The organism is Mycobacterium sp. (assembly GCF_965229265.1).
GTDB lineage: Bacteria > Actinomycetota > Actinomycetes > Mycobacteriales > Mycobacteriaceae > Mycobacterium.
Genome location: NZ_CBDDIY010000013.1, coordinates 219,818 through 231,062, shown reverse-complemented (window position 1 = coordinate 231,062; position 11,245 = coordinate 219,818). Strand labels below are relative to the sequence as shown.

Here is an 11,245-nt window from a genome sequence, read left to right as displayed (position 1 = left end):
CGCTACCGCAGGCACTCCGACGATGACGACACCCACTCCGAGTGCGACCGCCAACGCGCCGACTCGACCCACCTGCGGCGTCGACCGGTTCACCGGTGCGAGCGTCCACCGGCCCGCCGGATCCTCGACCGGCCGGACCGCTCCCGCAGCGAGTCGATGCCGACCTACCGCAGCGCGCCCGCGCCGACGCGAGCCCGACGACGGGCGCTCGGACATGCCGTCGGCGTTCATCGCGTCGCCTCCCCGAATGTGCGCAGCAAATAGCATCCGAGCTATATCACACCATGGCGTCCGCAACACGGCCGATTGACGACGTCCCGGTTCGCGGTCCGGTCGGCCCGACCGTACACCGCAGGCTGCGGCGCTGGTCGGACACGCCCGGTGACGGCACCCCGGCGGTGGCGCACGGCCGGCCTGACGGCCGCTGGGACCGCGTGGTGCCGACCTGGGGGCGCCCGGTGGTGCCCGCCCCTCAGCTAAGGGTCCTTCGGGAATGCGCGGCGCGCCGTGCCCACCTGCTCAGCTGCCCGGCAACAACATGGACTGCCAGTCGGTGGGATGTTCGGCGCCGGCGGCGAGATCGTTCTGGGTGTACCGGTGCCCGTCGGGTGTGGTGAAGGTGCCGGTCGCCGGGTCGTACTCGGCACTGCCGACCGGGGCCAGCTGCTGCGGAACGCCCTGGCCCGACAGGGTGGTGTTGGGGTCGCCCTTCCAGTTGTATCCGTCGTTGAGCGGCACGTAGTTCTCGTCGCTCTCGCACATCGCCGCCGTCGGCGCGCGCTTGCCGGGCCGGGTGGTGCACGGGATGTTGCGCACCCCTCGCACGCTCAGCGGCGAATCCTGCGGCACCCGGCAGTACAGGTCACCGGCCGGCCGGTCCGGGTAGTCCTGGAGCACCGCTGCTCGCTGCTGCTGGGCGGGCAGATAGCCCGTCGTACACGGCGGCGGCTGGTTGAGGCTCAGGTTGAGGCTCAGGTAGGCGCCCCGATAGGGCTGCTCGGTGTCCCGGTTGGCCAGGACGATCGCCTGCGCGACGGCAGCCGCCTGCGGCAGGAGCACCAGGAGCTGTTCCACACCCGGCTGGTAGGTCAGCGCCACCTGGGCCACGCTGGCCAGATTCGCGGCGATGATGGGCACCGTGGGCTGGACCCGGTCGAGTAGCTGACGCGCCTCCGCGGCGGCAGGGCCCCCTTGCTGCAGAAGATCGACGACGGCGTCGTTGTTGGCCTTGAGTTGACGACCTATGCTCGCCCCGCGCGCGGCCCAGGCCTGGACGGATTCGGCGGAGTCGTTCTGCGCGTCCAGGATCGGCTTCGACTTGTCGATGAGGGTCAGTAGCGGGCCCAGGTTCACGCGGGCGGCGGCCGCCAGTTTCCCACCCCCGGTCACGAGCCGGGACAGCTCCGGCCCGAGACCGCCGACGGCGGTATATGACTCGTCGACCACCGTCTTGAGGTCGTCGTGGGGGATGGCGTTCAGGCCGGTGGTGACCGAGTCGAGCACTGCGTCGAAATCAGGCGGTACCGAGGTGCGGTCGGCGGGGATCACGTCGCCGTTGCGCAACGGCGCCGAGTCCCGGCGCGGTAGCAAGGTGATGTACTGCTCGCCGACCGCGGACTGGCTGTGCACCTGCGCGTCGAGATCCGACGGGATGGCGACACCGGACTTCAATGAGAGCACAGCGGCCACACCGGTTTCGGTCAAGCGCACGTCGTGGATACGGCCCACTTCGACCCCCCGGTAAGTGACGTTGCCGCCGGGGTAGACGCCGGCGGTGCGGGGCAGCTCGACGGTCACTTGGTAGCGGCCGATCCCGAACATGGCCGGGAGCCTGATGTAGCCGAACACCATGGCCGCCGCGAAGATCACCGCGACGATCGCGAAGACGACCAGCTGGATTCTGATGCGCAGCGTCAGCGGGGGCATGTCAGCGTCCTTGGTCCCATTGGTAGGGCGCGACAAGGGGATTGCTCCTGGTGTAGGGGCTCGGCAGCTGACCAATAGTCCGGCCCCACTGCAATTCCAGTTCGGTCAGGTTGCCCTCCCATCGAGTGCCGGTCAGGAACGACGCGTCGAGGCGGCTCAGGGTCAGGTCGATGACAGCGGTCAGATTGGCGAAATCCCCACGCTGCCAGGTACCGACGGTGTCGGTGGGAAACGGGTAGGTAGCGAACAGGCCCAGCGACCGGGTCAGAGCGGGACCGGCATTGGCCAGCGACTCCAGCACCGGACCGAGGTCCTTGAACTCCGCGATCAGGCTCTCCTTGGTCTGCCGGGTGGAGTCCGCCACCAGTGCACTGAACTTGCCGAGTTGATCGAGTGCTTCGACCAGGGTCTGGCGCTGATCGCTGATCACCTCGAGTGCGGCCGGGATGGTTGTGAGCGCCTTGTCCACCACCGGTTTCTGGTCGGCGAACTGCCCGGCGAGGCGGTTCAGACTCTCGGCGGTGGCGATGATGTCGTCGGATTCTTCGTTGACGTAGCGGGTGAAAGTGTCCAATTGTTCGATCAGGCTGCGCAGGTCCTGCTCGCGACCGGCCAACGCCGTGCTCAACGACTCGGTGATGTCCTCGACCTGGCCGATGCCACCGCCGTTGAGCAACAACGTGATCGCCGAGAGAAGCTGCTCGCTGGAGGGGAAGGTGCCCGCCGACGACAGCGGGATCAGCGATCCGTCATGGAGCCTGCCCTGGGGCGCGATGCCCACCGGGGGCGCCAGCTCGACATGCAGGGAACCGAGCAGGCCGCTCTGGCCGACCGTGGCGGTGGCGTTGGCCGGCAGGTCGACGTCACCGTCGAGGCTCAACGTCAGCAGCGCATGCCAATCCTGCCGCTCGATCTTGGTGACGGTTCCGACGGTGACGTCACCGACCTGCACCCGGGAGTTTGGTTCGATGGTGCGCACGTCGGGCAGCTGAGCCTGGATGGTGTAGGAGCCCGGCCCGCGTCCGGCGATGCCCGGCAACGGCATCGAGTTGAGGCCCCGCCAGGCACACCCAGATACCGCCACGGCCAGCGCTGCGAGCAGCGCACCGACGGCAATGACCCTGGTATCCCTCATGAGCCCTCCTGCGGTGGGGGCATCATCAACCCGGTCAGGCCGTCGGCCGGATTCGTCTGCTGAACAGGCGGATTGGCCGGCGGGACGTAGTCGGGTCGCAGCCAGTCCTGGCTGTAGGTCACCTCGTTGGGCCGTGCGGTGGCGCCCACGATCAGGTTCTCCCCTAGCGGGGGGAAGTTGTACTGCCGGTTCTTGACGATCGGCGCCAGATACTGGACGCACAGCTTGGCCGCCTGTTCGGCACCCAGCCGCGAGGCCGCCTGGATCGCCCCGCACAGGAAGGTGATTGGGTCGGCGAAGTTGTTGAACGCGTATGCGCCGCCCATCGTGGCCTGTGCTGGCTGGTAGGTGTTCATCAGATTCTGCAGTTCATTAGGTGCGACATGCAGCGCCTGCTCGAGGTCACCGCGGCTGGCTGACAACGCCGTCGACACCGACGCCAGTCGGTCCGCCGCGGCGCCCAGCGATTCACGGTTGTCGGCGACGAAGCTGCGCACATCGCCCACCACTGCGTCCAGAGCGAGGACAGCGTCGCTGACCTCATACGGGTTGTCGGTCAGCAACCCGGTCGCCGCGGCCAGGTTCGTGTTGAGCTGGCGCATCATGTCCCCGCTGTCCTGCAGGGCCGACACCAGGATCGCCAAGTTCTTCGCCGAGCCGAACAGGTCGTCGCTGTGGTCGCTGAGCACCGAAACTGCCTGCGAAAGTTCGATGATCGTCTTCCTGATGTTCGCGCCCTGCCCACGCAGGGCGGTCGCGGTGGTGTGCACGACGGAGCCCAGGGCGCTCAGGCCCTCCGGCTGACTCGGCTGCACGAGCTGGCTGAGTCGCTGCAGCTGCTGGCGCAGCTCATCCCATTCCACCGGGACCGCGGTGCGTTCCTGCGGGATGACGGCACCGTCAGGCAGCTGCGGACCGCCGGTGTAGGCCGGGGTCAGCTGGATGATGCGGGCGGTCACGATCGCCGGTGACAGGATCACCGCCTTGGCGTCGGCGGGAACCTGGTATTTGGCGTCGTACCAGAAGGTGATCTTCACCCGGTCGGGGCGGGGTTCGATCGCCGTGATCTTGCCGACGGCGACCCCGAGGATCCGCACCTCGTCGCCGACGAAGATTCCGTTGCTGTTGGCGAAGTAGGCGACGACCGTCCGCCGGTTCGCCGTCGACGCGGAGTGCACCAGCACGGTCGTGGCGGCGAGAAGCAGCAACACCAGCGTGGCGGCCACGCCGATTCGGATGCTGTTGTGCTTGGTCATCGGCCCTCCCCATCGAGTGGCGGTGCCGGCACCAGTACCGGCGTCGGCGTGACGGCGGGTGCGGCATCAGCGGGCGGTCCGGGGGGCGGACCGCCGGGCGGTGGCGCCGGCGCCGGCTCGCGGTAGGGGTAGCGGGGATCACCGGGCGTTCCGGTGATCGCTTCGGGGACAGTCGATCTGGGCTCGCCGCCTTGTCCGGTGCGCGGGAATGGCAGCGGCAGCGGTGGAGTGCCGGGCTGGCCGGTCTGCGGGTCGGTCAACTGGGCGGGCGTCAGGACGCTCGGGTCCAGGCCCAGATCGGAGAACGCGGCGTCGACGAACGGCTGGATGAACTGCCCGGGCAGCAGGTTGGCGATGTAGAACTTGAAGAACGGCCCGGCCGACATCGATTCACCCAGTGACATGGCGTACTGGTTGAAGCCCTTGATCGCCAGCTGGATCCGATCTTTGCGGTCATCGAGGATCGTCAGGATCTGGTTGAGCTTGTCCAGCGCCGGAGTCAGGGTCTGCCGGTTGTCGGTGATCACCTCCTTGATGTGGTGACTCACTGCGGCGATGTTCCCGCAGATGTCGTCCAGGGCGCGGCGTTGGCTCAACAGATCGGACAGCAGGGCGTTGCTGTTTGCGAGCATCGTCACGATCGCGTCGCTGCGCTCAGCCAGTACGGTCGTCACCTTGTTGGCATCGACGAGCAGGGCGCGCAACTGGGTGTCGCGGTCATTCAGGGTCTGCGCGAACCGCGCAATACCCTGTACCGCGACTCGCAGTGCCGTTGGGGTTTCGGAGAGCTCGCCGGCCAGCACCTGCCACGAGTCCGACAGTCGAGCGGTGTCCAGCTGGCTGATCGCGGCGGACAGGTCGCCCAGGGCGTCGGGCAGTTGGTAGGGCGAGGTGGTGCGCTCCAGCGGAATGGGCCCCGATTGCCTGCCGTCACCCCTGGGGGTCAGTTCGAGGATCTTGGCACCGAGGATGCTCTTCGTCTTGATCGCCGCTTCGGTGCGATCGCCGATCCTGATGTTCTTGTCGACTTCGAAGGCGACCAGCACCCGCGGCCCGTCCAGGTCGATGCCGGTGACCTTGCCCGCCTTGAAGCCAGATACCTGCACCGCGGCACCAGTCAGCAACCCACCCGCCTCGGCGAAGTATGCCGAGTAGTGCCGGTTGGTATTGATGAACGGCAGCTTGCCGTAGTTGAGGGCGCCCAGCACCACGGCGAGGGTGACCGCGACGCCAGCCAGGCCGACGGCGATGGGGTTGCGTTCGGCAAAGGTCTTCATCGCGGCGTACACCTTCCCGTGTCCTGGCCGACGACCTTGACGTAAACCGGTTGTCCGCCTTTACCGTTCAGCTTCAAGACGAGATCACACAGATAGAAGCTGAAGAAGTCGCCGTAGAGTCCCTGGCGGTTCAGCATCCGGTAGACGTCGGGCAGGGTGTTGAGCAGATGGTCGAAGTACTCACGGTCGGCCAAGGCAGTGCTCGCGACCCGATCTGTTTCGTGGACAACCTTTTCCAACGGCGTCCTGCCTTGTGCGAGGAGATCCGCGATCGATGCGATCGCCTCGTTGCCGTAGGCCAGTCCGTTGCGCAGGTCCGCTCTCCGGTCGGCCATCGTCGTCAGCGACGCCGAGAGCGCGTCCACGGCAGTAGCGAAGTGTGCGTGGTGGTCGCCCAACGACCCGACTACGGTCTTGAGGTTGGTGATGACCTCGGCGATGAGCCGATCGCGGTCGGCCAGCGTGTTGGTCAGCGTTGCGGCCTGCGTGAGGAAGGCCGCGACTGTGGTGCCTTCGCCCTGCAGGGCCTCGATCAACTGGCCGGACAACGCATTGACCTGATCGGGGTCCAGCGCCCGAAACAGTGGGCGAAAGCCGCCGAGCAGCGCGTCGAGATCCAGCGCGGGGGCGGTGTGCGACAACGGGATCGTGGCGCCGGGCTGCAGGGCGCGGGTACCTCCCACTCCTTCCTCGAGCGCCAGGTATCGCTCACCGATCAGGTTTCGGTACCGGATCACCGCCCTACTGCCCTCGGTCAGGACCACCGAAGGATCGGTCCCGAAGTCGACCAGCGCGGTTCCATCGTCCCGAATCCTGATGTTCTTGACCTTGCCGACCTCGACTCCGGCGATGCGCACGAAGTTGCCGTTCTCCAGACCCGAGACCGTCCGGAACTCCGCGGTGTACGACTTCTCGGACTCGAACCGCAGCTGGGCGAAGATCGCAAGCATGGCCAGCAGGCCCAGAACACACGCCGCCGAGAACACGGCGACGCGCCAGATTGCGCCGCCGACGTCCTGCCGCATGCCGGTCCTCCTCATGGTGAGGGTGCCGCCGTCTCGGGCAGCGGCGGTGTCGGCGTCGGCTGCAGTTGGGCGGGGGCGGGCACGACGAACGGTTCCGCCCCGGGTGGCGGCGGGCCCGGCTCGCGGGCGGCGCCCGGTGGTGGCGCCGGCGGCAGCCCGGGCCACAGCGGCGTTCCGTCGGGGCCATACAGCGGTGCCCCGTACGGTGGGGCGCCCGGGTAGGGGGTGGGCCCCGGCGCGGGGCCGCCCGGGTAGCGGACGCTGGGTGGTTCGGGCACGGCCCGGGTGACGGGGAAGTAGTCGGCAAAGCCGGGGAAGCCGATACCCGGATTCGGCCGGATGTCCAGCCCTGTGCCCCAGCCGGTGTTGGTAATCAGCTGGCGCACCGGCCAATTCGCGGCTACATCTGGCAGCGAGCCGCAGCCCGGCGTTCCGCCGGGTCCGCCCTTGGCCCCGATGATCGGCAGGTTCTGCGGATACCGGTAGGCGTCGGGCCCGAACAACAGCGCGCTGTCGAGGATCAGGGACTTGCGATTGGCGGCGCCGGTCGCGTCCAGGTAGCCGGTGTCCAGCGCTGTCTTGGCGCCGACCAGTGTGCAGGTGAAGGTCGGGTTGTACTTCAGCAACAGGCGCGCGGTGGAGGCGAAGTCGGTCACCGCTTTGGTCAGGTTCGCTCGGCTCGAACCCATCACATCGATCCCGCCGCGGGCCAACCCGACGACGTCGGTGAGCAACGCATCCAACATCTGCGCATGGTCGGTGACGGTGGTGCTGGTGGTCCCGGCGGCGTCGAGTGCGGTCAGGATGTGTTGAGCCGCAAGGCTGTAGGTGTCGCTGATCTGGTGGACGGCCTGTCGGTCGGCCCGAATGGTGTCGGCTCGGGCATTGAGTTCCTTGAGCACCTGGTCGGTGTTGGTGATCGTCTGGCCGATCAGTTCGCCGTGTCCGCGCAGACCGTCGGCAAGCGCGGACAGCACGGCCTGGAGTTTCGCCGGGTCGATGTGGTTGAGGATGTCGGCGACGTCGTGGAACATCGTGTTGATTTCGGTGCTGACGTGGTCGGAGTTGATCACCGCACCGGCGGCCAGCCGCTGCGGGCTGGGGTCATCGGGATAGACGAGTTCGACGAACTTGCCACTGAACATCGTTCCGGAGCGGATGCGTGCTCCGACGTTGGCGGGGATGAATTTCAGTTCACCGGGGTCGATCTCGAGGTCGAGGCGCACCTGGTTCGCACCGCCGGTCACCCGGGCGACCCGACCGATCTGCACGCCGCGCAGCGTGACCTTCGCGCCTCGGTCCATGACCAGGCCGGCCCGATCCGACGACAGCGTCACCGGCACGGATTGGCGCAGCGAGCCGGAGAACAGCACAGTGGTCGCGGTGATCGCCGCGGCGGCGGCGATGACGAAGATGAGGGTCCACCAACCGGGTGCCATCCCTTCAGAGCGCGGGTCGGACATCGTGGGCTATCCGGAGAGGTGGAAGTTGCCGGATTGCCCGTAGATGGACATGGCGACCGCCAGCAGCAGCAGGGTCAGCACGATCAACGAGGTGCGCACCGAATGGCCCACCGCCTCGCCGACTCCGGCAGGCCCGCCGGTGGCGGTATAGCCGTAGTAGGTGTGCACCAGCATGACGGCGATCCCCATGAGCACCACGGTGAAGAAGGACCACAGCAGGTCGGTCGAGTTGAGGAAGGTGTTGAAGTAGTGGTCGTAGACGCCGGTGGACTGGCCGTAGAACCCGGTGGTGCCGAATCGTGCGGCCAGGAACGCGCACACCATGGCCACGCAGTAGAGCGGAATGACCACCACCACGCCGGCGACCACCCGGGTGGATACCAGGTAGGCGACCGAGCGCACGGCCATCACTTCGAGCGCGTCGATCTCGTCGGCGATGCGCATCGCACCCAGCTGCGCGGTGGCGCCGGCTCCGATGGTGGCCGCCAGGCCGATTCCTGCCACGGCGGGAGAGATGATGCGGACGTTGACGTATGCCGAGATGAATCCCGTCATCGCCTCCACACCGATTCCCGAGAGCTCGTTGTAGCCCTGCACGGCGATGACGGCACCGGTGGTCAGCGTCAGGAATCCGACGACGACCACGGTACCCCCGATGAGCGCCAATGCGCCCGTGCCCAGGCTCATTTGAGCGATGAGGCGCAGTATCTCGGTGCGGTAGCGCGCGAGCGCGATCCCAATCTCCCGGATCGACTGGGCGTTGAACTTGATCTGCGTGCCCACCCGGTTCCAGCCGTCCGCCGCCCAGTGCGCGGCGTCGGCGGTCCATCCGGAATGCTCTTGTACGGCGGTCATTTCGCGCTCGTGTAGTAGACGGCGGTCGCCACGATATTGATGACGAACAGCGCGATGAACGAGTACACGACGGTTTCGTTGACGGCGTTACCGACACCCTGCGGTCCTCGGCGCACCGACATGCCCTTGTAGCAGGCGATCAGCGCGGCCGACATGCCGAACAGCGCACCCTTGATCAGGCCGAGAATGATGTCGGGCAGCCCGGTGAACAAGGTCAGGCCGGCCGCGAATGCGCCTGGGGTGACGTGCTGGATGAAGACAGCGAAGCTGAACGAACCGACCAGCCCGACGAAGGTGACCAGCGACACCAGCGAGACGGCGACGATGGTGGCGGCCAGCACCCGGGGGACCACCAGGCGGTGTACCGGGTCGACCCCCATCACCCGCAACGCGTCGAGTTCGTCGCGGATGGTGCGGGCACCGAGGTCGGCGCACATAGCGGTCGCGCCGGTCCCGGCGACGACCAGGACGGTCACGATCGGCCCGATCTCGGTGACCGCGGCGCTGGCGGCACCGGTGCCGGAGAAGTCGGCCGCGCCGAACTCGGTCAGCAGGACGTTGAGGGTGAAGACGACCAGCACGGTGAACGGGATCGCCAGCAGCAAGGTCGGCAGGACGGCCACCCGCGCCACGAACCAGGTCTGCAGGAAGAACTCCCGCCAGGCGAACGGTGGCTTGAACATGGCGACGAGGGCGTCCAGCGCCATCGCGTAGAAGTCCCCGACCGACCGGATGGGCTTCAGGACGTTCTCGGACGACACCACGGCGTGACCCCCTGCCTGGGTGCCGACGTTCTGCGGCATCTCAGGGGTTTCACGCTATGCAGCCACCGGCGGCGCGGAAGGGGTCGAAGGTCACTTCGTCAAAGGCAGAAGGCTATCGATGAGGAGTGGAGCCTAGGAGATTCGAACTCCTGACATCTGCCTTGCAAAGGCAGCGCTCTACCAACTGAGCTAAGGCCCCGTCCGAGTGCCTCGGTCGTCGAGAGTGTGCCACATTTCACCGCGGCGGTTGCGGATCAGCACCGCGGCCACGGCAAGCACCGCCACCAGCAGCGCGATCCTCACGGGCGCCCTTCCCGTCGACCAGGACATCGTGGGCCTAGGAGGACTCGAACCTCCGACCTCTTCGTTATCAGCGAAGCGCTCTAACCGCCTGAGCTATAGGCCCGTAATCGCATTACGACCGAGCGACGAGATTACCCCACCCACGCCACCGAACCCAAACCGCGCCAGCCGCCGCCGGTTATCGGCGGTCAGCGGCGAGCAGACCGATGTCGGGGGTGCCCGGCTCGCAGCGACAACAACGCTCGGCGCCCCGCTGTTGTCGCGCTGAGGCGGGCAACAACCCCCTACCTTCCGGCGGGGACGGACGGGGCGGGGGACCGCCGGACGCTAGTCCCGGTCGGCCAGGGTGACTTCGATGCCGCCGACGATGTCGGTGCTCAGGTTGTAGATGAACGCACCAAGGGTGGCCATCGCGGTCAGCAGCACGATGTTCACCAGACCGATGAGGGCCGCGCCGCCGAAGATCGTGCCGCTGGACACCAGCTCGCCGCCACCGCCGCTGGTGGCGGTCAGCAGATCGCCGACGTTGCTGTTGAGCTTGCTCCACACACCCATGCCGCCGAGCACCAGATAGAGGAACGCCACCGCGATCATCCACACGAAGAACAGCGCCACCGACAGCAGCAGCGACACCTTCAGCGCGCTCCACGGATCGATGTGGCGGATCTGCAGGTTGGCCCGCACCGGTCCGCGGGACCGGCTGGCCGCCACCTGAATGCGGGCCGCGGCTCCGGCCGCCCGGCTGGGCTGTTCGGCGGGCCGCTCGGGTGCCGGTTTGCGCTGGGGTGTGGCCGGCTTAGGCGGCGTCGGTCCCGACAGATCGGGCAGTTCGCTGGAGTAGGCCTCCGGGCGAGCGACCTCGGTGCGCTCTGGCCGGGGCTCCGGACGATTCGTCGGCGCGTCGGGCTCGGGCCGCGGCGGGGGCGGTGGCGGTGGCGGTGGCGGTGGCGGTCCACCCATCCCGGACAGGTCCGGGGCGGCAGAGCCGGTGATGAACCGGTTGACCCGCGCCTCGATGTTGGGCGGGGGCCCCGCCGGCCGAACCGGGGCGTCACCGGCAGGTCGTTGTGGCGCGCCACCCTGCCGGGCTCGCGCGGCACCCCGCTGCCACGGTGGGACGTCACTGGATCCGCCGTTGGCAGCGGGTCCAGGTCGGGCACCGGCCCGCTCGGCCGAGCCATTCCCGTTGCCGGGGCCGTCACCCGGTCCGGGTTGGCCCGGCTCGTTCGGTGCGCTCACCG

The 11,245-nt window shown here is 67.8% G+C and carries 9 protein-coding genes and 2 tRNA genes; all 11 read right to left on the bottom strand.

The genetic code is table 11. The features are described from left to right. Positions 1-519 precede the first annotated feature (519 nt). A complete protein-coding gene (locus ADBZ9K_RS23190; protein ID WP_526624609.1) occupies positions 520-1,926 on the bottom strand; it encodes an MCE family protein in 1,407 nt (468 codons plus the stop codon). 1 nt (position 1,927) lies between these two features. After that, a complete protein-coding gene (locus ADBZ9K_RS23185; RefSeq protein ID WP_526624608.1) occupies positions 1,928-3,061 on the bottom strand; it encodes an MCE family protein in 1,134 nt (377 codons plus the stop codon). Beyond that, a complete protein-coding gene (locus ADBZ9K_RS23180) occupies positions 3,058-4,317 on the bottom strand; it encodes an MCE family protein (protein ID WP_526624607.1) in 1,260 nt (419 codons plus the stop codon). The genes ADBZ9K_RS23185 and ADBZ9K_RS23180 overlap by 4 nt, the downstream gene beginning before the upstream one ends. Continuing rightward, a complete protein-coding gene (locus ADBZ9K_RS23175; protein WP_526624606.1) occupies positions 4,314-5,594 on the bottom strand; it encodes an MCE family protein in 1,281 nt (426 codons plus the stop codon). Before ADBZ9K_RS23175 ends, ADBZ9K_RS23180 begins: the two co-directional genes overlap by 4 nt. Then, a complete protein-coding gene (locus ADBZ9K_RS23170) occupies positions 5,591-6,619 on the bottom strand; it encodes an MCE family protein (RefSeq protein ID WP_526624605.1) in 1,029 nt (342 codons plus the stop codon). The genes ADBZ9K_RS23175 and ADBZ9K_RS23170 overlap by 4 nt, the downstream gene beginning before the upstream one ends. 11 nt (positions 6,620-6,630) lie before the next feature. Continuing rightward, a complete protein-coding gene (locus ADBZ9K_RS23165; protein ID WP_526624604.1) occupies positions 6,631-8,082 on the bottom strand; it encodes an MCE family protein in 1,452 nt (483 codons plus the stop codon). A gap of 6 nt (positions 8,083-8,088) precedes the next feature. After that, positions 8,089-8,937, bottom strand: coding sequence for an MlaE family ABC transporter permease (locus ADBZ9K_RS23160; protein WP_526624603.1), 849 nt, complete (start codon positions 8,935-8,937; stop codon positions 8,089-8,091). Then, positions 8,934-9,740 (bottom strand): MlaE family ABC transporter permease, encoded by an 807-nt coding sequence (locus tag ADBZ9K_RS23155; RefSeq protein ID WP_526624602.1) that lies wholly within the window; start codon positions 9,738-9,740, stop codon positions 8,934-8,936. Before ADBZ9K_RS23155 ends, ADBZ9K_RS23160 begins: the two co-directional genes overlap by 4 nt. Positions 9,741-9,827: 87 nt before the next feature. Beyond that, a tRNA-Ala gene (locus ADBZ9K_RS23150) sits at positions 9,828-9,900 on the bottom strand. 133 nt (positions 9,901-10,033) lie between these two features. Beyond that, positions 10,034-10,107: transfer RNA gene (locus tag ADBZ9K_RS23145), tRNA-Ile, on the bottom strand. A 224-nt stretch (positions 10,108-10,331) separates the two neighbouring features. Next, on the bottom strand, positions 10,332-11,243 hold the full coding sequence (locus ADBZ9K_RS23140) for a DUF3566 domain-containing protein (RefSeq protein ID WP_526624601.1): 912 nt from the start codon (positions 11,241-11,243) through the stop codon (positions 10,332-10,334). Between the last annotated feature and the right edge of the window lie 2 nt (positions 11,244-11,245).

Coding starts and splice junctions, on each gene's coding strand:
- ADBZ9K_RS23190 (WP_526624609.1), bottom strand. CDS start 1,926: ATGCCCCCGCTGACGCTGCGCATCAGAATCCAGCTGGTCGTCTTCGCG.
- ADBZ9K_RS23185 (WP_526624608.1), bottom strand. CDS start 3,061: ATGAGGGATACCAGGGTCATTGCCGTCGGTGCGCTGCTCGCAGCGCTG.
- ADBZ9K_RS23180 (WP_526624607.1), bottom strand. CDS start 4,317: ATGACCAAGCACAACAGCATCCGAATCGGCGTGGCCGCCACGCTGGTG.
- ADBZ9K_RS23175 (WP_526624606.1), bottom strand. CDS start 5,594: ATGAAGACCTTTGCCGAACGCAACCCCATCGCCGTCGGCCTGGCTGGC.
- ADBZ9K_RS23170 (WP_526624605.1), bottom strand. CDS start 6,619: ATGCGGCAGGACGTCGGCGGCGCAATCTGGCGCGTCGCCGTGTTCTCG.
- ADBZ9K_RS23165 (WP_526624604.1), bottom strand. CDS start 8,082: ATGTCCGACCCGCGCTCTGAAGGGATGGCACCCGGTTGGTGGACCCTC.
- ADBZ9K_RS23160 (WP_526624603.1), bottom strand. CDS start 8,937: ATGACCGCCGTACAAGAGCATTCCGGATGGACCGCCGACGCCGCGCAC.
- ADBZ9K_RS23155 (WP_526624602.1), bottom strand. CDS start 9,740: ATGCCGCAGAACGTCGGCACCCAGGCAGGGGGTCACGCCGTGGTGTCG.